General features: G+C 63.0%; 18 protein-coding genes and 1 other RNA gene. 11 read left to right on the top strand and 8 right to left on the bottom strand.

Annotated features, from left to right (window positions below; genetic code table 11):
• Nucleotides 1-24: 24 nt before the first annotated feature.
• The 3 genes from xdhC to xdhA all read right to left on the bottom strand — a co-directional run bounded on the left by xdhC (nucleotide 25) and on the right by xdhA (nucleotide 4,829).
• Entirely contained in the window at nucleotides 25-867 is an 843-nt protein-coding gene (gene xdhC / locus AC07PQ_RS23325; protein WP_493185268.1) for a xanthine dehydrogenase accessory protein XdhC, read from the bottom strand.
• A 115-nt stretch (nucleotides 868-982) separates the two neighbouring features.
• On the bottom strand, nucleotides 983-3,382 hold the full coding sequence (gene xdhB, locus AC07PQ_RS23320; protein ID WP_101337275.1) for a xanthine dehydrogenase molybdopterin binding subunit: 2,400 nt from the start codon (nucleotides 3,380-3,382) through the stop codon (nucleotides 983-985).
• Entirely contained in the window at nucleotides 3,375-4,829 is a 1,455-nt protein-coding gene (xdhA, locus tag AC07PQ_RS23315) for a xanthine dehydrogenase small subunit (protein ID WP_101337276.1), read from the bottom strand. The genes xdhB and xdhA overlap by 8 nt, the downstream gene beginning before the upstream one ends.
• 268 nt (nucleotides 4,830-5,097) lie before the next feature.
• Between xdhA and AC07PQ_RS23310 the strand changes: the two genes are divergently transcribed.
• The 5 genes from AC07PQ_RS23310 (at nucleotide 5,098) to AC07PQ_RS23290 (ending at nucleotide 14,221) form a co-directional block, all read left to right on the top strand.
• Nucleotides 5,098-5,757 (top strand): GntR family transcriptional regulator, encoded by a 660-nt coding sequence (locus AC07PQ_RS23310; RefSeq protein WP_007922360.1) that lies wholly within the window; start codon nucleotides 5,098-5,100, stop codon nucleotides 5,755-5,757.
• Nucleotides 5,758-5,759: 2 nt separating this feature from the next.
• A complete protein-coding gene (gene smc / locus AC07PQ_RS23305) occupies nucleotides 5,760-9,248 on the top strand; it encodes a chromosome segregation protein SMC (RefSeq protein ID WP_493185267.1) in 3,489 nt (1,162 codons plus the stop codon).
• 261 nt (nucleotides 9,249-9,509) lie between these two features.
• Nucleotides 9,510-10,358, top strand: a complete 849-nt coding sequence (gene zipA, locus AC07PQ_RS23300; protein WP_007922364.1) for a cell division protein ZipA — start codon at nucleotides 9,510-9,512, stop codon at nucleotides 10,356-10,358.
• Nucleotides 10,359-10,485: 127 nt separating this feature from the next.
• Nucleotides 10,486-12,852: an NAD-dependent DNA ligase LigA gene (gene ligA / locus AC07PQ_RS23295; RefSeq protein WP_493185266.1), complete on the top strand. Its 2,367-nt coding sequence runs from the start codon at nucleotides 10,486-10,488 to the stop codon at nucleotides 12,850-12,852.
• 202 nt (nucleotides 12,853-13,054) lie between these two features.
• A complete protein-coding gene (locus AC07PQ_RS23290; RefSeq protein ID WP_493185265.1) occupies nucleotides 13,055-14,221 on the top strand; it encodes a zinc-binding metallopeptidase family protein in 1,167 nt (388 codons plus the stop codon).
• A gap of 112 nt (nucleotides 14,222-14,333) precedes the next feature.
• Here AC07PQ_RS23290 and AC07PQ_RS23285 read toward each other — a convergent pair whose 3' ends face one another.
• Entirely contained in the window at nucleotides 14,334-14,720 is a 387-nt protein-coding gene (locus AC07PQ_RS23285) for a DUF6124 family protein (protein WP_493185264.1), read from the bottom strand.
• A gap of 649 nt (nucleotides 14,721-15,369) precedes the next feature.
• On the opposite strand from AC07PQ_RS23285, the gene ffs reads away from it, so the two are divergent.
• An RNA gene (gene ffs, locus AC07PQ_RS23280) (signal recognition particle sRNA small type) lies at nucleotides 15,370-15,466 on the top strand.
• A gap of 93 nt (nucleotides 15,467-15,559) precedes the next feature.
• Here ffs and AC07PQ_RS23275 read toward each other — a convergent pair.
• Entirely contained in the window at nucleotides 15,560-16,426 is an 867-nt protein-coding gene (locus AC07PQ_RS23275) for a LysR family transcriptional regulator (RefSeq protein ID WP_493185263.1), read from the bottom strand.
• A 102-nt stretch (nucleotides 16,427-16,528) separates the two neighbouring features.
• Here AC07PQ_RS23275 and AC07PQ_RS23270 point away from each other — a divergent pair, with 102 nt between their 5' ends.
• The gene (locus AC07PQ_RS23270) at nucleotides 16,529-17,512 is read left to right on the top strand and encodes a DMT family transporter (protein ID WP_493185262.1); all 984 of its coding nucleotides are present in this window, start codon (nucleotides 16,529-16,531) and stop codon (nucleotides 17,510-17,512) included.
• Here the strand turns inward: AC07PQ_RS23270 and AC07PQ_RS23265 are convergent.
• Nucleotides 17,446-17,820 (bottom strand): VOC family protein, encoded by a 375-nt coding sequence (locus AC07PQ_RS23265; protein WP_007922375.1) that lies wholly within the window; start codon nucleotides 17,818-17,820, stop codon nucleotides 17,446-17,448. The two genes, AC07PQ_RS23270 and AC07PQ_RS23265, sit on opposite strands and share 67 nt — an antisense overlap.
• Before the next feature lie 142 nt (nucleotides 17,821-17,962).
• Nucleotides 17,963-18,277, bottom strand: a complete 315-nt coding sequence (locus AC07PQ_RS23260) for a helix-turn-helix domain-containing protein (protein WP_007922376.1) — start codon at nucleotides 18,275-18,277, stop codon at nucleotides 17,963-17,965.
• Between the two features lie 600 nt (nucleotides 18,278-18,877).
• Between AC07PQ_RS23260 and AC07PQ_RS23255 the strand changes: the two genes are divergently transcribed.
• On the top strand, nucleotides 18,878-20,578 hold the full coding sequence (locus AC07PQ_RS23255) for a putative bifunctional diguanylate cyclase/phosphodiesterase (protein ID WP_007922377.1): 1,701 nt from the start codon (nucleotides 18,878-18,880) through the stop codon (nucleotides 20,576-20,578).
• Between the two features lie 3 nt (nucleotides 20,579-20,581).
• On the opposite strand, the gene AC07PQ_RS23250 is transcribed toward AC07PQ_RS23255, so the two are convergent.
• A complete protein-coding gene (locus AC07PQ_RS23250) occupies nucleotides 20,582-21,355 on the bottom strand; it encodes a substrate-binding periplasmic protein (RefSeq protein ID WP_493185261.1) in 774 nt (257 codons plus the stop codon).
• 139 nt (nucleotides 21,356-21,494) lie between these two features.
• On the opposite strand from AC07PQ_RS23250, the gene dnaX reads away from it, so the two are divergent.
• From dnaX to curA, 3 genes are all read left to right on the top strand, one after another.
• Nucleotides 21,495-23,615: a DNA polymerase III subunit gamma/tau gene (gene dnaX / locus AC07PQ_RS23245; RefSeq protein WP_493185260.1), complete on the top strand. Its 2,121-nt coding sequence runs from the start codon at nucleotides 21,495-21,497 to the stop codon at nucleotides 23,613-23,615.
• Between the two features lie 66 nt (nucleotides 23,616-23,681).
• Nucleotides 23,682-24,020, top strand: coding sequence for a YbaB/EbfC family nucleoid-associated protein (locus AC07PQ_RS23240; RefSeq protein WP_007922383.1), 339 nt, complete (start codon nucleotides 23,682-23,684; stop codon nucleotides 24,018-24,020).
• Nucleotides 24,021-24,197: 177 nt separating this feature from the next.
• Nucleotides 24,198-25,232 (top strand): NADPH-dependent curcumin/dihydrocurcumin reductase, encoded by a 1,035-nt coding sequence (curA, locus tag AC07PQ_RS23235; protein ID WP_493185259.1) that lies wholly within the window; start codon nucleotides 24,198-24,200, stop codon nucleotides 25,230-25,232.
• The last annotated feature ends 17 nt before the right edge of the window (nucleotides 25,233-25,249 follow it).

Here is a 25,249-nt window from a genome sequence, read left to right as displayed (position 1 = left end):
GAGGCAGTCTCGGTTCGTGGCTTTTTAATGAGTGGCATGGCTGCGGCGCGAGGCCGGCAGCAGCTTGGCAATGGGTTCGGCGCGGGCACTGTGCTGGCCGAAATTGGCGTTATAGGTGGCGATGATTTCGCCGGCGATGGAGATGGCGATTTCCACAGGCAACTTGCCTTTGACTTCGCCGAGCCCCATTGGGCAGCGCATGCGTTGCAGCACGCCGCTGTCGAAGCCGCGCTCGCGCAGGCGGTGTTCGAACTTCACCCGTTTGGTCTTCGAGCCGATCAGGCCGAAGTAGGCGAAGTCGTTGCGCTTGAGGATCGCGGCGGTGAGCTCCAGGTCGAGCTGGTGATTGTGGGTCATGACGATGCAATAGCTGCCAGCAGGCAGGTCATCGATTTCATCGACGGGCTCTTCGCTGACGATCTTGCGCACGCCCTGGGGGATCTGCTCAGGGAATTCCTGTTCCCGCGAGTCGATCCAGCGCACCTTGCACGGCAGGCTGGCGAGCAGCGGCACCAGGGCGCGGCCGACATGGCCGGCGCCGAAGACCGCGATCTGCGCCTGGATCTGACCCATGGGTTCGAACAGCAACACCGTTACCCCACCGCAGCACTGGCCGAGGCTGGCGCCCAGGCTGAAGCGCTCCAGGTGGGTATCCTGCTTGCCGCTGGCGAGCATCTCGCGGGCGATTTGCATGGCCTTGTATTCCAGGTGGCCGCCGCCGATGGTGTCGAAGCTCTGGGTGGCGCTGATGACCATTTTCGAGCCGGCATTGCGTGGCGTCGAACCCAGCTCTTCGATGATGGTCACCAGCACGCAGGGTTCACCGCGGGTTTGCAGGTCGGCGAGGGCGCTGATCCAGTTGTACATGTTTCACCTCAACATCGCTGTTGTCTGTTCGGCCCTCATCGCGGGCAAGCCTCGCTCCTACCGATCTGCACGGGTCTGTAGGAGCGAGGCTTGCCCGCGATAGGCGCACCTCGTTCTAGAGCGGAGCCAGTTCAGACTCGGCCTCGACGGCCTTCGTCACCTTCAGCTGGCGCATCTGCTCGCAGCCCCACAACACCCGCTCCGGCGTGGCCGGTGCGTCGATCTTCGGCTGGTGCCGGTAATCGCCGAGGCTGGCCACGGCGTCCTTGATCGCGCACCAGGCGGCGATGCCGAGCATGAACGGCGGTTCGCCCACGGCCTTGGAATGGAACACCGTGTCTTCCGGGTTCTTGCGGTTTTCCACCAGCTTGACCCGCAGGTCCAGCGGCATGTCGGCCACTGCCGGAATCTTGTAGCTGGCCGGGCCGTTGGTCATCAGCTTGCCCTTGGCGTTCCACACCAGCTCTTCCATGGTCAGCCAGCCCATGCCCTGGATGAAGCCACCTTCCACCTGGCCGATGTCGATGGCCGGGTTCAGCGAGGCGCCGACGTCATGCAGGATGTCGGTGCGCAGCATCTTGTACTCGCCGGTCAGGGTGTCGACTATCACCTCGGCGCAGGCGGCGCCGTAGGCGTAGTAGTAGAACGGCCGGCCACGGGCCTGGGCACGGTCGTAGTAGATTTTCGGGGTCTTGTAGAAGCCGGTGCTGGACAGCGAGACCTGGGCGAAATAGGCCTGCTGGATCAGCTCCTCGAAACTCAGGATCTGGTCGCGGACCCGCACATGGCCGTTGTGGAATTCCACATCTTCCTCGCTGACTTTGTACTGCCGGGCGGCAAACTCCACCAGGCGTTTCTTGATGATTTCCGCTGCGTTCTGCGCCGCCTTGCCGTTCAGGTCGGCACCGCTGGAGGCGGCGGTCGGCGAGGTGTTGGGCACCTTGTCGGTGTTGGTCGCGGTGATCTGCACCCGGTCGATCTCCACCTGGAACACCTCGGCCACCACCTGCGCCACCTTGGTGTTCAGGCCTTGGCCCATTTCCGTGCCGCCGTGGTTGAGGTGGATGCTGCCGTCGGTATAGACGTGCACCAGTGCGCCGGCCTGGTTGAGGAAGCTGGCGGTGAAGGAAATACCGAATTTCACCGGGGTCAGCGCCAGACCTTTTTTCAGGATCGGGCTGCCGGCGTTGTAGCGGCGGATCGCTTCGCGGCGCTCGGCGTACTGGCTGCTGGCTTCCAGTTCTGCGGTCATTTCTTCGAGCATGTTGTGCTCGACGGTCTGGTAGTAGTGGGTGACGTTGCGTTCGGTCTTGCCGTAGTAGTTGGCTTTGCGTACTGCCAGCGGGTCGAGGGCGAGATGGCGGGCGATGGCGTCCATCACTTCCTCGATGGCGACCATGCCTTGCGGGCCGCCGAAACCACGGTAGGCGGTGTTCGACGCGGTGTTGGTCTTGCAGCGATGGCCGTTGATGGTGGCGTCGCCCAGGTAGTACGAGTTGTCGGCGTGGAACATCGCCCGGTCGACGATCGAGGCCGACAGGTCCGGCGAGCAACCGCAGTTGCCGGCCAGCTCCAGCTGGATGCCATGCAGGCGCCCGGTGCTGTCGAAGCCGACGTCGTACTCGATATAGAAGGGGTGGCGCTTGCCGGTCATCAGCATGTCTTCGACCCGCGGCAGGCGCATCTTGGTTGGCTGGCCGGTGAGGTGCGCGATCACCGCGCACAGGCATGCCGGGCTGGCGGCCTGGGTTTCCTTGCCGCCGAAACCACCGCCCATGCGGCGCATGTCGACCACGATCTTGTTCATCGACACGTCCAGCACCTCGGCCACCAGCTTCTGCACCTCGGTGGGGTTCTGGGTCGAGCAGTAGACGATCATGCCGCCGTCTTCGGTGGGCATCACCGAGGAAATCTGGGTCTCCAGGTAGAAGTGTTCCTGGCCGCCGATGTGCAGCGTGCCCTGCAGGCGATGCTCGGCGCTGGCCAAGGCTTTGGCCGAGTCGCCGCGCTGGTGGGTGTGGCTGTCGAGGACGAAGTGACGTTTGCGCAGGGCTTCGACCACGTCCAGGACTGGCTCCAGGTCCTCGTATTCGATGACCGCGGCCATGGCCGCCTGGCGCGCGGTCTCCAGGTCGCGGGCGGCCACGGCCAGCACCGGCTGGCCGACGAACTGCACGTCGTCGATGGCCAGCAGCGGGTCGCCGGGCAGCAGCGGGCCGATGTCTTTCAGTCCCGGAATGTCCTTGTGGGTGATGACGATACGCACGCCTTCGAAGGCGTAGCAGGGCGCGGTGTCGATGCTGAGGATCTTGGCGTGGGCACGGTCCGAGAGGCGCGCATACACATGCAGCTGGTTGGGGAATTCCAGCCGGTCATCGATATACACCGCTTCGCCGGATACATGCTTGGCGGCACTGTCGTGCTTGACGCTGCGCCCGACGCCGGTGGCCAGGTCCTGTTGAAACAGGGCGCTCAGTTCGGCTTGAGTCTTCTCGACTTTGTGATGATTAGACATAAGCGGTCACCCGGGTTTCGATGTGCGGTGTTTGCAGTTCGATAAAGTATTTGCGCAGCAGGTTCTGGGCGCTGAGCAGGCGGTATTCCTTGCTGGCGCGGAAGTCCGAAAGCGGGGTGAAGTCTTCGCCCAGGGCGGCGCAGGCACGTTCGACGGTGGTCTCGCTCCACGGTGCGCCGAGCAGCGCGGCCTCACAGTGCTTGGCGCGTTTCGGGGTGGCGGCCATGCCACCGAAGGCCACGCGGGCGTCGGCGATCACGCCGTTCTCGATACGCAGGTTGAAGGCCGCGCAGACCGCGGAAATATCGTCGTCCAGGCGCTTGGACACCTTGTAGGCGCGGAACAGCTGCTGGGCGCTGGCCCGCGGCACGATGATCTTCTCGATGAACTCGCTTTCCTGGCGCGCGGTGACGCGGTAGTCGATGAAATAGTCTTCCAGGGCCAGGGAGCGGCGGGTGTTGCCCTTGCACAGGACGATCTGCGCGCCCAGGGCGATCAGCAAGGGCGGTGAGTCGCCGATGGGCGAAGCGTTGCCGATGTTGCCGCCCAGGGTGCCCTGGTTGCGGATCTGCAACGAGGCGAAGCGTTGCAGCAGTTCGCCGAAGTCCGGGTATTCGGCCTTGAGGGCGTCGTAGCAATCGGAGAGGGCGGTGGCGGCGCCGATTTCCAGGCGGTCGTCGAAGCGCTCGACGCGTTTCATTTCGGCGACGTTGCCGACGTAGATCATCACCGGCAGCGGGCGGTGGAACTGCGTGACCTCCAGCGCAAGGTCGGTGCCGCCGGCCAGCAACCGAGCTTGCGGGTAGGCGTCATACAGGTCGGCCAGGTCGGATACGGTCAGCGGTACCAGGCAGCGTTTGTCGCCACTGTTCAGTTCGCCGGTGTCGCTGGGGGCGATGGCTTTCAGGCGGGCGATGGTCTCGGCTTCGCGGGCGTCGAACTGGTCCGGCTGTTTGCCGCAGCAGGCCTGCTCGGCGGCGGCGAGGATCGGGCGGTAGCCGGTGCAGCGGCACAGGTTGCCGGCCAAGGCTTCGTGGGCCTTGTGCGCGTCGGGTTGTTCGGAGTTCTTCTGCAGGGCGAACAGCGACATGACGAAGCCCGGCGTACAGAAGCCGCACTGCGAGCCGTGGCACTCGACCATGGCTTTCTGCACGCTGTGCAACTGGCCCTGGTGCTTGAGGTCTTCGACGCTGATCAGCTGTTTGCCGTGCAGCGACGAGACGAAGGTCAGGCACGAGTTGAGGCTGCGATAACGGATGTGCTCCGCTCCCGTGTCGTCGGTCTGCAATTCGCCGACCACCACGGTGCAGGCGCCACAGTCGCCACTGGCGCAGCCTTCCTTGGTGCCGGGCTTGCCCAGATGCTCGCGCAGATAATTGAGCACCGTCAGATTCGGGTCCAGGGTGTGCTCGCTACGGAGTTCCTGGTTGAGTAAAAACTGGATCACGGAAGGCCTCGCAGACTCATTATTGTTGTTAACCGACTGGGGCCGAATTTAGTCATGTCTGACTTTTCGGTCAATGATTTTCTGACTTAAGGGTCAGGAAATCATTTTTTGCCGATCAACATGCGCTTTCAAACAGTATTGACCCTCCCGGGCCGCAGTGCTTTTTGCTTATTCCGTGCCAAATTCAGGCCCTTGGGCACTCCGCCATGAGGTAGCAATTGCGCTACACTGCGCCGCTTGTACCGATCTGAGAGTTTGAAGGAAAACCATGACGTTCAAGGCGCCGGACAGCCTCGCCGAGCAAATCGCTCACCACCTCGCCGAACGCATCATTCGCGGCGAGCTCAAGCCTGGGGAGCGCATTCAGGAACAGAAGGTCACGCTGGCCCTCAACGTCAGCCGCGGCTCGGTCCGCGAGGCCCTGCTGATCCTCGAACGCCGTCACCTGATCGCCATCCTGCCGCGTCGTGGCGCCCATGTGACCGAACTCACCCCGCACAAGGTGCGGAGCCTGTGCACTCTGATGAGCGAGCTGTACATCCTGCTGGGCAACTCGGTGGCCAATGGCTGGGAACTGCAGGCCGACATGGCGCCGTTCCTGCAGATCCAGCAGCGATTGATCGCCGCCTACGAGCGCCAGGACATCCGCAGTTTCGTCGAAGACAGCTTCAATGTGATGCGCGCCGCCTACCCGTTCGCCGACAACCCGTACCTGCAGGAAACCGTCGAGAACCTGCAGCCGGCGATGAGCCGTGCCTATTTCCTGGCCCTGGAGCAGCGCAAGGCGGAAATGAGCGAATTCCTCGACCTGTTCGAGCAACTGCTGGCCGCCGTGCTGGCCCGTGACCTGCCGACGATCCGCCTGGTGCTGACGGCCTATGCCCGGCGCAGTTGCGACCTGGTAGTCGCCGCCTTGACGGTTGCCTGAGCGTGCGGCTCAAGTGCATCAAGCTGGCGGGGTTCAAGTCCTTCGTCGACCCGACCACGGTGAACTTCCCCAGTAACATGGCGGCGGTGGTCGGGCCCAATGGTTGCGGCAAGTCGAACATCATCGACGCCGTGCGCTGGGTCATGGGCGAGAGCTCGGCCAAGAACCTGCGCGGCGAGTCGATGACCGACGTCATCTTCAACGGCTCCACCAGCCGCAAGCCGGTGAGCCAGGCCAGCATCGAGCTGGTCTTCGACAACTCCGACGGCACCCTGGTCGGCGAGTACGCGGCCTACGCGGAGATCTCCATCCGCCGCAAGGTCACCCGCGACAGCCAGAACAGCTATTTCCTCAACGGCGCCAAGTGCCGTCGTCGCGACATTACCGACATTTTCCTCGGCACCGGCCTGGGGCCACGCAGCTACTCGATCATCGAGCAGGGCATGATCTCCAAGCTGATCGAAGCCAAGCCGGAAGACCTGCGCAACTTCATCGAAGAAGCCGCCGGGATTTCCAAGTACAAGGAGCGCCGCCGGGAAACCGAAAACCGCATCCGCCGTACCCACGAAAACCTGGCGCGCCTGACCGACCTGCGCGAAGAGCTGGAGCGCCAGCTCGAACGCCTGCACCGGCAGGCCCAGGCGGCCGAGAAGTACCAGGAATACAAAGCCGAGGAGCGTCAGCTCAAGGCTCAGTTGTCGGCACTGCGCTGGCAGGAGCTTAACGAGCAGGTCGGCCAGCGCGAATCGATCATCGGCAACCAGGAAGTCGGCTTTGAAGCCCTGGTGGCGGAGCAACGCAATGCCGACGCCGCCATCGAGCGCCTGCGCGACGGTCACCATGAGTTGTCCGAGCGCTTCAATCTGGTGCAGGGGCGCTTCTATTCGGTCGGCGGCGATATCGCCCGGGTCGAGCAGAGCATCCAGCACGGCCAGCAGCGTTTACGCCAGTTGCAGGACGACTTGCGCGAAGCCGAGCGTGCACGCCAGGAGACCGAATCCCACCTGGGCCACGACCGCACCTTGCTCGCCACCCTCGGTGAAGAGCTGGAAATGCTCGAGCCCGAGCAGGAAGTCACCAGCGCCGCTGCCGAAGAGGCTGCCGCGGCGCTGGAAGAAGCCGAAACCACCATGCACGGCTGGCAGGAGCAGTGGGACGGTTTCAACCTCAAATCCGCCGAGCCACGGCGTCAGGCTGAGGTGCAGCAGTCGCGTATCCAGCAGCTCGAAGGCAGTATGGAACGCCTGGGCGAGCGCCAGCGGCGCCTGGTGGAGGAGCGCGCGTTGCTCGCCGCCGACCCGGAAGACGCGGCGATCCTCGAACTCAATGAACAACTCGCGGCCAGCGAGGCGACCCTGGAAGATTTGCAGGCCAGCGAAGACGCTCAAGTCGAGCGCCTGGAGCAACTGCGCCAGGAGCTGCATCAGGCGACCCAGGCCCAGCAGCAGGCTCAGGGTGAATTGCAACGTCTCAATGGTCGTCTGGCCTCGCTGGAGGCTTTGCAGCAGGCGGCGCTCAATCCGGGGACCGGCGCGGCGCAATGGCTGCAGGAGCAACAGTTGGCCGAGCGTCCGCGGCTGGCCGAAGGCTTGAAGGTCGAGGCCGGTTGGGAGCTGGCGGTGGAAACCGTGCTCGGCGCCGACCTGCAAGCGGTACTGGTCGACGATTTTGCCGGCTTCGACCTGGCCGGCTTCGAGCAGGGCGACCTGCGCCTGCTCCAGCTGGCGGGCGAGGGTGTGCGGATGCCTGGCAGCCTGCTGGACAAGGTCGATGCCCAGGTCGATCTGGCGCCCTGGCTGGGCCGGGTCAAGCCGGTGGAAAGCCTTGAACAGGCCTTGGCCCTGCGTGGCCAACTGTCGGCCGGTGAGAGCCTGATCAGCCGTGACGGGTTCTGGGTCGGCCGGCATTTCCTGCGGGTGCGCCGCGCCAGCGAAGCGGAAAGCGGCATGCTCGCGCGCAACCAGGAAATCGAACAACTGAGCCTGGAGCGCGACGAGCGCGAAGCCAGCGTGGAAGACCTGGAAACCCGGTTGCAGAACCTGCGTGCGCAACAGCGCCAGCAAGAGAACGGTCGCGAACACCTGCGCCGTCTGTTGCAGGACGAAGCCCGTCAGCAGGGTGAATTGAAAGCCAGGCTTTCCGCCGGCAAGGCCAAGGCCGAGCAGTTGGCCCTGCGCCGCACGCGCCTGGATGAGGAAGTGGCGGAGCTGGGCGAGCAGCGCGCGGTGGAACACGAGCAAGTGGGCGAAGCCCGTCTGCAGTTGCAGGAAGCCCTCGACAGCATGGCCCTGGACACCGAGCAGCGCGAATTGCTGCTGGCCCAGCGCGACAGTTTGCGCGAGCGCCTGGACCGGGTGCGCCAGGAGGCGCGCCAGCACAAGGATCATGCTCATCAGTTGGCGGTGCGCCTGGGGTCGCTCAAGGCCCAGCACGATTCCACCCGCCAGGCCCTGGAGCGCCTGGAGCTGCAATCGGAGCGCCTGACGGAGAAGCGCGAACAGCTCAGCCTGAACCTGGAGGAGGGCGCCGCGCCGTTGGAAGAACTGCGCCTGAAGCTCGAGGAGTTGCTGGAAAAACGCATGACTGTCGACGTCGAGCTCAAGAGCGCGCAGATCGCCATGGAAGATGCCGACCGCGAATTGCGCGACGCGGAAAAACGTCGGACCCAGGCCGAGCAGCAATCGCAGTTGATCCGTGGCCAGCTCGAACAGCAGCGCATGGAATGGCAGGCCCTGAGCGTGCGTCGCAAGACCTTGCAGGACCAGTTGCTGGAAGACGGCTACGACTTGCAGGGCGTGCTCGCCACGCTGACCGCGCAGGCCAGCGAGAAAGAGGCCGAGGAAGAACTCGAGCGGATTGCCGCGCGCATCCTGCGCCTGGGGGCGATCAACCTCGCGGCCATCGATGAGTACCAGCAGCAGTCCGAACGCAAACGTTATCTGGACGCCCAGGACGCCGATCTGGTGGAAGCCCTGGAAACCCTGGAAAACGTGATTCGCAAGATCGACAAGGAAACCCGTAATCGTTTCAAGGATACCTTTGATCAGATTAACGGCGGTTTGCAGGCGCTCTTTCCAAAAGTTTTCGGTGGCGGCAGCGCTTATTTGGAACTGACGGGCGAAGATCTACTCGATACAGGGGTAACGATCATGGCGCGTCCGCCAGGGAAGAAGAACAGCACCATTCATTTGTTGTCCGGTGGTGAGAAAGCATTGACGGCCCTGGCGCTGGTATTTGCCATCTTCAAGTTGAACCCGGCGCCGTTCTGCATGCTCGACGAAGTTGACGCCCCGCTGGATGACGCTAACGTTGGACGCTACGCAAGGCTGGTTAAAGAGATGTCGCAGACGGTGCAGTTCATCTATATCACCCACAACAAGATCGCCATGGAAATGGCCGATCAATTGATGGGCGTGACGATGCACGAACCCGGCTGTTCGCGCCTGGTAGCAGTGGATGTCGAGGAGGCGATGGCGATGGTGGACGCCTGATATCCGGGCGACCAAAGCCGGTATGTAAGTGACAAGTAAGAGGTTTTTACCTGTGCCGAGTACTGGCTGATCGACATATTGAATGAAGCCGTTGCGACAGACGGTGTAAAGTTGTCTTTGGTCGTGCTAGTTTAATGTCAATTTTTCCTATACGTGGGCAAAAGGCCAGTCAGAACATAGAGTTGGCGCCACGTTTTAAAGCGGTTTGCAGTTTGCTAAACCTCTTATTTTTCAGCATTTTTCATAGAGGCACGGGATTACATGGAAATCGGTCTGCGCGAGTGGCTGATCGTCATCGGCATCATTGTCATTGCCGGTATTCTTTTTGATGGCTGGCGCCGTATGCGCGGCGGCAAGGGAAAGTTGAAATTCCGTCTGGATCGTAGCCTGTCCAACCTGCCGGACGACGACAGCAGTGCCGAACTGCTGGGCCCGCCTCGCGTGCTGGATACCCATAAGGAACCGCAACTCGACGAGCACGACCTGCCGTCGATGAGCGCGCCGGCGCGCGAACCGCGCGAATCTGGCTCCAAGCGTGGCAAGCGTGCCAGCGAGCCACAGCAGGGCGACCTGAACCTCAACCTGGATCTGGACGGCGGCCCGAGCTTCAGCAGCCGTGACGACGACTTCCCGGATGAAACCAAGGCTTCCGGTTACGCCGACAAGGACCAGCCGCAAGCCGAAGAAGTGCTGGTGATCAGCGTGATCTGCCGTGATGCCGGCGGCTTCAAGGGTCCGGCGCTGTTGCAGAACATCCTGGAAAGCGGCCTGCGTTTTGGCGAGATGGATATTTTCCACCGTCACGAAAGCATGGCCGGCAATGGCGAAGTGCTGTTCTCCATGGCCAACGCGGTCAAGCCGGGCGTATTCGACCTGGACGACATCGACCACTTCAGCACCCCGGCGGTGAGCTTCTTCCTCGGCCTGCCAGGCCCGCGTCATCCGAAGCAGGCTTTCGACGTGATGGTGGCCGCGGCGCGCAAGCTGTCCCAGGAACTCAATGGCGAGCTGAAGGATGACCAGCGCAGCGTGCTGACCGCCCAGACCATCGAGCACTACCGTCAGCGCATCGTCGAATTCGAACGTCGCGCCCTGACCCAGAAGCGCTGAGCGCTTCGCGAGCCAGCCGCTCCGGATAACCCTTGGCCTGCCGGAGCGGGCTCGCGACAGGGTCGCAAGACCCTCCAGACAAATATTGAGCAGCCTAGGCTGCTCTTTTGCTTTTTGAGAGAACATCATGACCGCCGTCGAAACCCGCATTCTTGAGCTGCGCGCTGAGTTGGATCAGCACAACTACCGCTACCACGTACTCGACGAGCCAAGTATTCCCGACGCCGAATACGATCGCCTGTTCCATGAGCTCAAGGCACTGGAAGCCGAACACCCGGAGTTGGTCAGCAGCGATTCGCCCACCCAGCGCGTCGGCAGCGCGGCGCTCTCGGCCTTCACTCAGGTGCGCCACGAAATCCCCATGCTCAGCCTGGGCAACGCCTTCGAAGAAACCGACATGCGCGAGTTCGATCGCCGGGTGACCGAGGGGCTCGACCTGCCGGTGGGCGATCTGTTCGGTGGCGGGGCGGCGGTGGAATACAGCTGCGAGCCGAAGCTCGATGGCCTGGCGGTCAGCCTGCTGTATCTGGACGGCGTGCTGGTGCGCGGCGCGACCCGCGGCGACGGCACCACTGGCGAAGACATCAGCGTCAATGTGCGCACCGTGCGCAACATCCCCCTGAAGCTGCACGGCAGCGGCTGGCCGGCGACCCTGGAGGTGCGCGGCGAGGTGTACATGTCCAAGGCCGGTTTCGAGCGGCTCAATGCCGCGCAGCTGGAAGTTGGCGGCAAGACCTTCGCCAACCCACGGAACGCCGCGGCCGGCAGCTTGCGCCAGCTGGACTCGAAGATCACCGCCAGTCGCCCGCTGGAATTCTGCTGCTACGGGATCGGCCAGGTCACTGCGGATATCGCTGATACCCATATCGGCAATCTGGAGCAGCTCAAGCACTGGGGTATGCCCGTCAGTCGCGAGCTGAAACTGGCCAAGGGGATCGACGAATGCCTGGATTACTACCGCGATATCGGCGAGCGCCGTAATGGCTTGCCTTATGAAATCGACGGCGTGGTGTTCAAGGTCAACAGCATTGCCTCGCAGCGCGAGCTGGGCTTCCGGGCTCGCGAGCCGCGCTGGGCGATCGCTCATAAATTCCCGGCGATGGAAGAGCTGACCGAGCTGCTGGACGTGGAATTCCAGGTTGGCCGCACCGGCGCGGTGACCCCGGTGGCCCGTCTGAAACCGGTCAAGGTGGCGGGTGTCACCGTCTCCAATGCGACCCTGCACAACATGGACGAAGTGGCGCGCCTGGGCCTGATGATCGGCGACACCGTGATCATCCGTCGTGCGGGCGATGTGATTCCGCAAGTGGTGCAGGTGGTCGTCGAGCGTCGTCCGGAAAATGCGCGCAAGGTGCATATCCCGCAGACCTGCCCGGTGTGCGGCTCCCATGTCGAGCGCACGCAGTTGATCAAGCGCAGCAAGGGCAAGGAAACCATCAGCGAAGGTGCGGTGTACCGCTGTGTCGGTCGCCTGGCCTGTGGCGCGCAGCTCAAGCAGGCGATCATCCACTTCGTTTCCCGTCGGGCGATGGATATCGAAGGGTTGGGCGACAAGACCATTGAACAGCTGGTGGACGAAAAGCTCATTGGTTCGCCGGCCGATCTCTACAAGCTCAAGTACGAACAGATCATCGATCTGGAAGGCTTCGCCGAAGTCTCCAGCAACAAGCTGCTCAAGGCCATCGAAGACAGCAAGAAACCGGGCCTGGCGCGTTTCATCTACGCCCTGGGCATTCCCGATGTGGGCGAGGAGACAGCCAAGGTCCTGGCGCGCTCCCTGGCCTCGCTGGAGCGCGTGCAGCAGGCCTTGCCGGAAGTACTGACCTACCTGCCGGATATCGGCCTGGAAGTGGCTCACGAGATTCACAGCTTCTTCGAGGACAGCCATAACCAGCAGGTGATCGGTGCCCTGCTCGATCCGCAGCAGTGCGGGCTGCAGTTGCAGGATCAGGGCGATCTGGGCGCCGAGTTCGCTGCCAGCACCACCCTGGGCGGCATGCTCGACAAGCTGAACATTCCATCGGTGGGGCCGGGTGCGGCGCAGAAACTGGCGGACAAGTTCGCGACCCTCGACGGTGTGGTCAAGGCGGACTGGCTGGACATGCGCCAGACCCTGCCGGAGAAGCAGGCCAAGGCCGTGCGCGAGTTCTTCGACATCGCGGAAAACGCCGAGCGGGCACTGGCCATCGAGGCGCAGCTGCAAGCCTTCGGCATGCACTGGCGGAGCGAGAAGAAAGTGGTGGAAGGGCTGCCGCTGGCTGGCCAGACCTGGGTGCTCACCGGCTCCCTGGAGCTGATGAGCCGCGACGTGGCCAAGGACAAGCTGGAAAGCCTGGGCGCCAAGGTTGCCGGCTCGGTTTCGGCCAAGACCCACTGCGTGGTGGCCGGTCCCGGTGCCGGCTCCAAGCTGGCCAAGGCCAACGAGCTGGGCCTCAAGGTGCTGGACGAAGAAACCTTCGTGAGCTTCCTCGGCCAGCACGGCATCTCGGTATAACCCTGTAGCCGCTGCCGAAGGCTGCGATCGACCGCGCAGCGGGCGTTGCTCTGTCGGGTGCCAGAAGGTTCTGCGGACCTTGTCGTAGCCTGCGGCAGCGGCTACATGGAATGGCGTTCCCCCGGCAGGAACGCCCTGAAGGCGATGGAACGATCATCTCGTCCATATGATCTAGTCTTGGCACGCCCAGGGAGAGATCGCCATGTACCGCTTCTTCGAACAGCTCAGTTCCCGTATCGCCGCACCCTTTGTCCGTGAGGGCAGCCGCAACAGCAAGGTCTGGCGGTGTCGTTGCGGGCAATCGCTGTTCTTTCGCAACAGTCAGTGCCTGGCCTGTTCGGCGGCCTTGGGTTATCAGCCTGAGCAGAGTCGCTTGTCGTCGCTGCAGCCAGGGCCGGAGGCCGATACCTGGCGGCTGGACGTCGATCCGCAAGCCGGGCTGTTCCGGCGTTGCGCCAACCTCGATACCTCGGCGGCCTGCAACTGGCTGCTGCCTGCGCATGGCGCCGCTACCCTGTGTGTGGCGTGCAGGCTGAACCGGACCATTCCCGACCTTGGCGTACCGGAAAACCCCGAGCGCTGGCGAATGGTGGAAATCGCCAAGCGCCGCCTGGTGGCGCAATTGGTGAGCCTGGGCTTGCCGCTGATCGCCAAGGCCGAGGATGAAGAGGCCGGCCTGGCTTTCGATTTTGTCGGTGTCGATCTGCAGGGCAGGGCACCCATGACCGGCCACGCCAACGGCCTGATCACCCTCGACATCAAGGAGGCCGACGATGCGTATCGCGAGCAGGTGCGGGTGCAGATGCGCGAACCCTATCGCACCTTGCTCGGTCACTTCCGGCATGAGGTGGGGCATTACTACTGGGACCGCCTGATCGCAGGCAGCCATTGGCTGGAACCCTGTCGCGCGCTGTTCGGCGACGAACGCGCAAGCTACGCCGAAGCCCTGGACCGGCATTACCAACAGGGCGCGCCGAACGATTGGTCGCAGACCTGCGTCAGCGCCTACGCCACCATGCATCCCTGGGAGGACTGGGCGGAAACCTGGGCCCACTACCTGCACATGATGGACGCGGTCGATACCGCGCTGGGCTTCGGCATGAGCGCCCGGGAAATGGACTTCGACTACCAACCGTTCCCGCTGGATACCCTGTATGACCCGCAGCATCCCGGCGGCCCGGCGTTCCTCTCTTTTGTTAACGCCTGGATCGAACTGGCGGGCATGCTCAACGAACTGTCACGCAGCATGGGCCAGCCGGATTTCTATCCCTTCATCCTGCCGCCGGCGGTGATTGCCAAGCTGCACTTCATCCACCTGGTGATCCAGCAGGCCGGCGGCAAGGCCGACGAAGCACTCGAACAAGCCTGAGCCCACCACTTGCTTCTGTAGGAGCGAAGCTTGCTCGCGATGCAAGCGACTCGGTCCGGCAGAAGACCGCGGCGATGTTTTCGCGAGCAAGCTTCGCTCCTACCAAGGGCGGTTAGCGGCTGGTGCGCACGCCATCGAGCAGGGCATCGACCACCGCGCGAGCCATCTCCACGGAATGCACCATGGACCAGATCAGCCCGCGTTCGATGCCGCTGCCCTGTTCAGTGATTTCATCCGAGACTTCTTCGGCGCATTTGAGCAGCAGCGAGACATGCATCAAGGCTTCTTCGGCATTCACCCCGGCCTGCACCGCGAACAGCGGCCGTTGCTGGGCGTCATGCAGGCCGAAGGGCTGGCTGCGGGTTTCTTGCAGTTGCGCCAGCAGCGGTTGTTTCTGGTCATGGAGCGACAGGAGCAGGGAGGCATTCGCTGCATCCAGTTCAGGGTCGCGTAGTCGGCGCGGGGCAGTGAAGGGTGGGTCGGGGACAAGCTTTTTCATGTGTGCGATTCCTTTAGCATTTAAGGAACTGCCAAATCTCACTTCCACATGAGGGGTGGCAGCCGTGCGTAGGTGTGGAAGACCGGAGCTAAAGGAATCCGGCGCACCCGAAGGTGCCCCACGCACAGCCGCCATAGAACAAGTTCACCAGTGCCATGAGGCGCCCGTGCTTGTTGATAGGGTTGTACGTCCTTAGCTCCAGACTTCCACATCCGGGTCGTTGAAACTGCAACGACCCACGCAGACTGCCCGATCAAATTCAGGGGTACAACCCGCCCAAAGGCGTTCCAGAGTTTCTAGGAAACCCCTTACAAAACAAAGCGAAAAATCGACTGCCGGCTCGCCGCAAAACTGCCATCTCGCTCTTGCGCGGTCCCTGTAGCCGCTGCCGCAGGCTGCGATCGGTCGCGCAGCGGCCGCAATGGCGGACAACAGGGTGTTTCGTTGCTGTTCGACACATGGTTGGCAACTGCTTCGCAGTCGAGCGCAGCCTGCGGCAGCGGCTACAGGAATCGACAAGCGAGCGGGGTAATGATCCAAGTACTTGAAGCGGTTCAGATTTTTTAATCTTTACAGAGCGGTTGTAACTTCGCCGCAGATAGGTACAATGGCGCGGCTCGCCGTCAGGTGAGCATCGTTATGGTGACCCCATTGGTCCCCTCGCAACGATCAGCCGTGAACCCGGTCAGGCCTGGAAGGGAGCAGCCGCAGCGGTGACATTGTGTGCCGGGGTGTGGCTGGTGGGGTTGCCTCCATAACGCCTTCTGTCGGTCCTCGACGAATATTCTGAATTCTCCCCCCTGTTTTATCCTGGTCTGGCCTCTCGCCGGTCGCTCGTTTCATTTCCCCAATCGTTCCTGCAACAACTGCGCAAACGCGTCCCGTGCGGTGTGGCGTTGTATTTCCTTGTTCCAGACAAAACGAATGTCGATCGGCTGCAGATCGGCGAAGCGGTGGCGCGCCAGGCCCGTGGACAGGGTGTAGCGGTCGAGCACGCCTTCCGGGGCCAGGGTCATGCCGGCACCGGCGCTGACGCAGTCGATAATGGTGCCCCAACTGGCGTAGCCGATGATGGTCGCAGTCACGTCATGGGCGTTCAGCCAGTGCTCCAGGGCGCGGCGGTAAGGGCAGCCGCCGGGCCACATGAACAGGGTCTGGCCTTGCAGGTCCCACGGGTTCAGCACGGGCGCGGCGTCGGCGCTGGTAACCAGTACCAGTGGCTCGTTGTAGAGGGCGGTGCGCTCCAGTTTCGGGGGGAGGGTGTCGACCGCGACCAGTGCGCCATCGATCCGGTGATGTTGCAGTTCCTCGAACAGCTGCGACCAAGTGCCGGTTACCAGCTCCAGAGTGACCTGTGGAAAGCGCTGATGGAATTCCGCCAGCAGGGGCGGCAAGCGCCCGCCGGCGCAGGATTCGATGGCGCCGATGCGCAGGATGCCGCTGGGTTCGGCCTGGCGGTCGACCGCGCGTTTGGCTTCATCCACCAAGGCCAGGATGCGCTCGCTGTAGCCGAGAAAGATTTCCCCGTCCGGACTGATTTTCAGCCCGCGGCCGGCGCGGATAAACAGGCGGGTGCCCAACTCGCCTTCCAGTTGCTTGAGGCGGTTGGTGATGTTGGAGGGCACGCAATGCAGTTGTTCGGCCGCTCGGGCAATGCTGCCGGTGCGGGCGACTGCTTTCACCATCTTCAGCTGGCTCAGTTCCATTGCTCATTTCCAGTGAGGTCTGGTCTCAGTATCCGTTAATTGTGGTGAGTTGTGGCGGGCGGGAGACTGAAGGCCTTTCTTGTGCTGCCGAGTGCCTGTGTCTTGAACATCTCTCCTGCGTTGAAGCTGGTCCTGGCGACCGCCGCGGTCATTCTGTGTTGGGCCTACTCCCCGGTGGGTATCCACATTGGGCTGGAAGGTTACGAACCTGGCCATCTGGCGTTGCTGCGCTTTCTGATTGCCTCGCTGTTCATGGGGGCAATCGCCCTGGTGAAAAGAATCTCCCTGCCGCGCTGGCGCGATCTGCCCTGGTTGCTGGTACTGGGCTTTTTCGCCATCGCCCTGCATCACGTCAGCCTCAACTATGGCCAGCAGGGTTTGAGCGCGGGGGCATCCAGTGTGCTGGCGCAGTCGGCACCGATCTTCAGCACCCTGATTGCGTTTTTCTGGTTGAGAGAGCCGGTCAGCGGCTGGCGCTGGGGTTGTGTCGGGCTGGGGTTGCTGGGGGCGGTCGTGGTGGTCTGGGGCGACCAGGGCGTGGCGTCGATCGAGCCCCGCGGATTGCTGGTGCTGCTGGCGGCCTTCTCCTGGGGGCTGTACTTCGTTTTGCAGCGGCGCTATTCGGGGCGTTACGACCTGCTGACCACCGTGTGCTACATGGTCTGGGCCGGCACCTTGCTGTTGAGCCTGTATTGGCCGGGGCTGGCGGTCGCGGTGGTCCAGGCGCCGTGGCGGGTGAACCTGGCGGTATTGCTGCTGGGGCTGTTTCCCAGTGCGTTGGCTTACCTGGCGTGGGCCTATGTGCTGGCGCGGGTCGAAGTCAGCCGGGCATCCATCGCCATGTACCTGATACCGCCGATCGCCATGCTGCTGGCGGCGCTGGTCCTGCATGAACGGGTGCATGGCGCGGTGATCGTGGGGGCGGCGATCGTCCTCGGCAGCGTAATGGCGATGCAGCTGGAGGGGCGCTGGGCGCGGCGCCGCTCCGTACTGCCGGGCACTATCGGCACGGCTCCTGTTCACTCCGGGGTGAGGCAAAACACCCTGAGCCGATGCCCGTCCGGGTCCAGGGCGACGAAGGTGTAGCCGAAGTCCAGGGTGGTCGGGGCCTGGGCGATGTTCACGCCGGATTCGCCCCATTGGCCGTGCAGCAGGTCGACGGTCTGCTTATCGGCCACGGCCAGGGCCAGTTCGCCGCCACCGCCGGTGACTTGGGTGGCTGGCTCGACATCCTGTCTGGACCAGAGGCCGAGCTTAAGCCCCGAATCAAGAATGAACAGGGCAAAGGTCGGCGACAGCTCGACCGGTGGCCTGTCCAGCAGGCGGCTATAAAAGTTGGCGCTGGTGGCGGGGCTGTCGACGTAAAGCAGAAGGTAAGTGCTGGTAGCGATCATCTGGACTCCTGGGAAGGTTGGGCTGCGCACGCCAGCTTAAGGGGCGCCGCTGTCAGTTCCTGTCAGGAGTCGTCTGGCGGAAATGAAGAGGAGGCAGGCTATCGGCTTCGATAGATCTGCCTCCTCTGCGTGTTGCTCGGCTCTAAGGCTTGGACAAGGCCAGGTCTACCGCTGCTATCAGCTTTCCCAGGTCCTTCGGGGTGGCTTTGTGAATGACACCGAACAGATACGCCCGCTGTTCGTCTTCGTCGCCCAGATCTGCGAAAAAGGCTTTCAGCTTCACCCCGAGTACATCGGCCAGCAGGAACAGGGCTTCCACACTGGGGGTGTAGGTGCCGGTTTCGAAGCGGCTGATGGTTTTAGGGTCAAAACCGGTTTTTTCGCCTAGTTCAGCCTGAGTAAGCCCCGCTACCTTGCGGTAACGCCTGATGGCTGGACCCAAACTTGAAATTTGCATCGCTCAATTCCCATTTAGAATCAAGAACTTAACGATAAATCTTTGCATTAGGCAACGCCATGATTCATCACCTTGCCTTGCAAAATGTGATGCAATTCGTAGAATCGACGCTTCGGACAGGCATTTGGTGATCTAGTTTCAGAAGATGAACTGATGAAACAAGAACTCATTGCATTTTCCTTGTTCACCAGAATCGAGGGTATGGCGCAGGCGCGAACGTCTCGCTGATGATTGCCAGTGTCCCACCCGCCAAATTCGGCTGATCCCTGACTGATTTTAGTTGATCTTCGTCGATTCGAAGGTCAATGACGGTGCCGATCGCTGTACGGTTGCAATTGCGTCAGGTGGGGCGAGACGGTGCGCCATTTTCCTCGGTCGGCCTCTTGCCGGCTTGTCTGGGCTGGCATTGTCGAATGCTGTCTATGGAGTTTTAACGTGCGTCTGAATGTGCCGGTCACCTCTGTTCAGCAGATACCTTCGGACCAGCAGCCTAAGCCTGCCTGGGTTTGCGAAGTGAGTGAGGATGAACGCCCAAACATCTCTTCCGGGCCTCGTGCCTTGGTCGAGCGGTTCAACCGCTAGCGACAGTGAGCCAGACTCATGGATGAGAAATACCGCAGGGCCGTGGACGCCGCCGCCATTTTTTCCGAGACCGACCTGACCGGCCGGATCACTTACGTCAACGACCAGTTCTGTTCGATTTCCGGCTACAGCCGTGAAGAGCTGCTGGGCGCCAATCACCGGATCCTCGGCTCCGGCCTGCACCCTCCCGAATTTTTCAGCAGCATGTGGCGCACCATTGCCCTGGGCCAGGTCTGGAAGGGCGAGATCTGCAACCGGGCCAAGGATGGGACCTTGTATTGGGTCGACAGCACTGTCGTGCCCTTGCTCGATGAGGCCACTGGTCGGGTCCAGCGTTATGTGGCGATCCGTTTCGATATCAGCGAAAAACGGCGCTTGTTGCACTCGCTGCAATGGCGGGTCGGGCACGATGTGCTGACCGGTTTGCCCAACCGTTCCTTTCTGTCCGACCTGCTCAACCAGGCGCTGGACTACTCGCGCAAGGAGAACATTGCGCTGGCGGTGTGCATGCTCGATCTCGACGGCTTCAAGGCGGTCAACGATGGCTACGGGCATGCCAGTGGCGACCTGTTATTGGTGGAGGTAGCGGCGCGCCTGCGCTCGATCATTCGCGGCGAAGACGTGGTGGCGCGGCTGGCCGGGGACGAGTTCGTGCTGATCCTGCGTCATGTGCGTGACATTCGCGAGTTGCGGGCGGCGCTGCACCGGGTGCTGGGGGTAATCGCCACGCCTTATCAGATCCAGGACAAGGAGATCAACGTCTGCGCCAGCATCGGCGTCACGCTGTTTCCCGCTGACAATGACGATGCCGACACCTTGCTGCGGCATGCCGACCAGGCGATGTACGTGGCCAAGCAGAGCGGGCGCAATCGCTTCCACTTGTTCGATGTGTCGCGGGACCGCGAGGTCAAGGCCACCCACCAGACAGTGGAGCGGGTCCGGCAGGCGCTGGCGGCCGGCGAGCTGTGCCTGCACTTTCAGCCCAAGGTCAATATGCGCAGCGGTGAGGTGGTGGGTTTCGAGGCGCTGCTGCGTTGGCAGCATCCGCAGCGGGGCATAGTCGCACCTCGGGAGTTCCTGCCGCTGGTGGAGGAGACCGACCTGATCGTCGATATCGGCGAGTGGGTGATGGAGCAGGTCATGGCCCAGTTGCGGCAATGGCAGTTGGCCGGACAGCGTTGGCCGATCAGCGTCAATATCGCCGCGCGGCATTTCCAGCGGGGGGATTTTGTCGACCGGCTCAAGGCGGTGCTTGAGCGCCATCCGCAGATTGCCCCGCAGTTGCTGGACCTGGAAATCGTCGAGGCGGTGGCGGTGGAGAATCTCCAGCACGTCAGCGCTTGCCTCGAGGCCTGCCAGGCGCTGGGCGTGCAATTCTCCCTGGGGGATTTCGGCACCGGGCATTCGTCGCTGAGCTACCTCAAGCGCTTGCGCACCCAGACCATCAAGATCGACCGCATGTTCGTGCGCGACATGCTGCACGACAAGGGCGACCTGGCGCTGACCCAGGCCCTGATCGGCCTGGCCCGGGCGTTTGACCGGCAGGTGGTGGCCGAAGGCCTGGAAACCATGGAGCACGGCGAGTTGCTGATGTCGCTGGGCTGCGATGTGGCGCAAGGCTATTTCATCGCCCCGCCCATGCCGGCCAGCGAGGTGCCGGGCTGGGTGGCGACTTTCCTGCCGCCGCTGGAGTGGTGTCCGCAGGACGAAGCCGGCTGACAGCTACGGCGCCCCATAGCTTTGCGGGACGCTCTCGGTCGGCCTGCGGCCGGTGTACAGGCCGATGATGTCGTCGATCTCTCCTGACATCTTCATGCGCAACAAAGTGCGCAGCACTCGTTGCACCGGTAGCGCCGGATCGTTGCGGATGACGCAGCCGACCGCCTGTTCCTGGAGGATGGCTACGCCGTGCAACTGCTGGTCGGCTGGCAGGGTCTGATTGAACCAGTCCAGCGTCCATTGGTTGCTCACCGCGTACCGGTAGCGGCCGGCCCAGAGTTTTTGCAGCACCTGTTCCTGGTTGCGCGCGTCGTCGCGGATCAACTGGCGGCTGTCGAACAAGGGTTGCAGGGAAGGGTAGGTATAGCTGAGGACGGTGCCGATGGGCTGCGTCGGCAGGTCCCTGGGAATGACCGGGAGCGGGGGCTGCTCGCGGCTGACCAGCAGGTCGCGCTGGACGAACAGCGGGATACTCCAGATGTAATCGCCGGACGGGTTGGACAGCCAGGACTGGGCGGCATAGCAGCGGATATCGATTTCCCCATGATCCATGGCTGCTTGTACGCGGGCCCGGGCCAGGACATGGAATTCGGCTGGGTTGCCAACCTGGGTGGCAAGGCTGGCCATCAGGTCGTGGAGAATGCCCTGGGTGCTCCGGCCGTGTTCGATCTGTACCACGGGCATGGCCCAGCTGTCGGGGATCGAGAAGCGCAGGGCCGGTTCTGCGGCAAAACCATTCATGGCAACCAGCAGAAAGGCGCCCAAGGCTAAACGCATAGAGTCTCCACGCAGGAAAAGGCCACTGACGAGCCCGACAAAGAGCAGCTTAGCCAGATTAGACGAGCGCACCGGATGCAATTTCGCCCTTGCTCCGCTAGCATTACGGGCTTCCGCTTCCCAGTTGCGACGGTTTTCGATGAGTTATCAGGTTCTTGCACGTAAATGGCGTCCGCGCTCGTTCCGCGAAATGGTCGGCCAGACCCATGTGCTCAAGGCTCTGATCAATGCCTTGGACAGCCAGCGGCTGCACCATGCCTATCTGTTTACCGGCACCCGCGGGGTGGGCAAGACCACCATCGCGCGGATCATTGCCAAATGCCTGAACTGTGAAACAGGCATTACTTCCACGCCCTGCGGCACCTGCTCGGTATGCCGCGAGATCGACGAAGGGCGTTTCGTCGACCTGATCGAGATCGACGCCGCGAGCCGGACCAAGGTCGAGGACACGCGCGAGCTGCTGGACAACGTGCAATACGCCCCGAGCCGCGGGCGCTTCAAGGTCTACCTGATCGACGAAGTGCACATGCTGTCCAGTCACTCGTTCAACGCCTTGTTGAAGACCCTGGAAGAGCCGCCGCCCTACGTCAAATTCATTCTGGCGACCACCGACCCGCAGAAACTTCCGGCAACGATTCTTTCGCGCTGCCTGCAGTTCTCCCTGAAGAACATGACCCCGGAGCGAGTGGTCGAGCACCTGACTCACGTGCTGGGCGTCGAGAACGTGCCGTTCGAAGACGACGCGCTGTGGCTGTTGGGCCGCGCCGCCGACGGTTCGATGCGCGATGCCATGAGCCTCACCGACCAGGCCATCGCCTTCGGTGAAGGCAAGGTCATGGCCGCCGATGTCCGGGCGATGCTCGGCACCCTCGATCACGGCCAGGTCTACGACGTCCTGCATGCGCTGATCGACGGCGATGCCAAGGTCTTGCTGGAGGCCGTGCGCCACCTGGCCGAACAGGGGCCGGACTGGAACGGTGTGCTGTCGGAGATTCTCAATGTCCTGCACCGTGTGGCCATTGCCCAGGCCTTGCCGGACGGTGTCGACAACGGGCATGGCGACCGCGACCGGGTGCTGGCTTTGGCCCAGGCGTTGCCGGCCGAAGATGTGCAGTTCTATTACCAGATGGGCCTGATTGGCCGGCGCGACTTGCCGCTGGCGCCGGACCCGCGCGGTGGTTTCGAGATGGTCCTGCTGCGGATGCTGGCCTTCCGGCCAGCGGACTCGGCAGACGCGCCGAGACAGCCGCTAAAGCCAGTGGGGATCAGCCAGGCCACAGTTGATTCCGCCCAATCCGTGGCTGGCGCAGCCGTTGCTGCACCGGTAGTTGCCGCCGCCGCGCCGGTTGCGGCGCCGGTGGTCGAGGCCACTCCCGTGACCGTACCTGCCGCGGCCCCGGTTGCAACGCCCGCACCTGTTTCTGCGGCGCCGGTGGCGCCTGCACCGCAACCTGTGGTCGAGACGCCGCCAGAGGTAGCGCCTATCGTCGCCGAAGAGGTGGTCGACCTGCCGTGGAACGACCCGGTCGAACCGGTCGTCGTGCAGCAACCGGCCGTCGAGCCCGTGCTGGAGACCGCTGCAGAGCAGCCTGAGCTGACTCCGATGCCGACCCCGACCCCGGACAGCGTGGTGCCGGATGCGCCGGAATGGGTCAGCGCCCCGGTGCCGGAGCCCAGCGTTGCCGAGGTCGATGCCGCGACACCGGGTATCGATCTGGACGACGAGCCGCCGCTGGACGAAGACTACATCGAGCCGGACATGGATTCGGCCTACAGCTACCTGGACGAACTGGCCAGCGAGCACGCCGCCGATCCCGAGCCGGAACCCGAGCCGTTGCCAGCCGCCCAGCCGGCCACCGGCCTGGCGCTGGAGTGGCTGGAGCTGTTCCCGAAGCTGCCGATTTCCGGGATGACGGCGAGCATTGCCGCCAACTGCACCTTGATCGCCGCCGAGGGCGACAACTGGTTGCTGCACCTGGACCCGGCCCACAGCGCCCTGTTCAACGCCACCCAGCAGCGGCGCCTGAACGACGCCCTGAACCAGTACCACCAGCGCACGCTGACGGTGAGCATCGAGCTGATCAAGCCCGAGCAGGAGACCCCGGCCCAGGCCGCGTCACGCCGCCGTGCCAATCGCCAGCGCGAGGCCGAGGAGTCGATCCACGGCGATCCGTTCATCCAGCAGATGGTGCGGGAGTTCGGCGCGGTGGTCCGTCACGATACTATTGAACCTGTCGAGGCCCTGGTCAGCCAGGGTTAATAACTGAAGGGCGCCGGGCCTTGAGGCCGGGCGCTGTTTTTATCCAAGTACTTTGAGGTGATTCCCATGATGAAAGGTGGCATGGCCGGCCTGATGAAGCAGGCGCAGCAGATGCAGGAAAAGATGGCCAAGATGCAGGAAGAGCTGGCCAACGCCGAAGTCACCGGCAAGGCAGGTGGCGATATGGTCACCGTGGTCATGACCGGTCGTCACGACATCAAGCGCGTGAGCATCGACCCAAGCCTGCTGGAAGGCGTCAGCGAAGATGACCGCGAAGTGCTGGAAGATCTGTTCGCCGCCGCCGTCAACGACGCCGTGCGCAAGATCGAAGCCAACAGCCAGGACAAGATGTCCGGCGTGACCGCTGGCATGCAACTGCCACCGGGTATGAAGCTGCCGTTCTGATTCGCACCCGCGCATCGGTCGGACTTGAAAATGCCAGGCATCGCGCCTGGCATTTTTGTTTGTGGCGCCTGTAGCCGCTGCCGCAGGTGAGGGTAGGAGAAATATCGAACGCCGATCGCAGTACGATGGTCTGCACTCTGTATGGCCCGATTCAATTCTCGATAAGGAGTTGCTCTGATGTCGCAAGCATTGACCCTCAACCAGCGCATTGTTCTGGCCTCCCGGCCCCAGGGCGCGCCCGTGCCGGAAAACTTCCGTCTGGAGCGGGTGGCGCTGCCGGACCTGGCGGATGGCCAGGTGTTGCTCAAAACCCTTTACCTGTCGCTGGACCCTTATATGCGCGGGCGCATGAGTGATGCGCCGTCCTACGCCGCCCCGGTGCAAATCAACGAAGTGATGACCGGCGGCGCAGTCAGCCGGGTCGAGCGCTCGCTGAATACGAAATTCCAGGAGGGCGACCTGGTGGTGGGCGCTACCGGATGGCAGAGCCACAGCATTTGCGACGGGCGTAACCTGATACCGGTGCCGGCGGGTTTGCCCAGCCCTTCGATGGCCCTGGGCGTGCTGGGTATGCCGGGCATGACCGCCTACATGGGCCTGATGGACATCGGCCAGCCCAAGGCCGGGGAAACCCTGGTGGTGGCCGCGGCGTCGGGCGCCGTGGGCTCGGTGGTGGGGCAAGTGGCCAAGATCAAGGGGCTGCGGGTGATCGGTGTGGCGGGCGGTGCCGACAAGTGCCGCTATGTGGTCGAGGAGCTGGGGTTCGATGCCTGTATCGACCACCACAGCCCGGACTTTGCCGACGAACTGGCGCAGGCCTGCTCCGAGGGCGTGGACATCTACTTTGAAAACGTCGGTGGCAAGGTGTTCGATGCGGTGCTGCCGTTGCTCAACCCCAAGGCGCGGATTCCGCTGTGCGGGCTGATCGCCCAGTACAACGCTCAGGAGTTGCCGCCAGGACCTGACCGCCTGCCACTGTTGCAGCGTCAGCTGTTGACCAAGCGCGTGCGCATCCAGGGGTTTATCGTGTTCGACGACTACGGCGATCGGCAGCCGGAGTTTGTCAGCGCCATGGCGCCCTGGGTGCTGCAGGGCAAGGTCAAGTTCAAGGAGGATGTGGTAGACGGCCTGGAGCACGCGCCGCAAGCCTTCATCGGGCTGCTGGAAGGGCGCAACTTCGGCAAGCTGGTGGTGCGGGTCGCCCCGGACTGAGCATTTGACGCTAATCG

Source organism: Pseudomonas sp. GW821-FHT09E12 (assembly GCF_059416085.1).
This window is presented reverse-complemented; position numbering and strand designations above follow the sequence as displayed.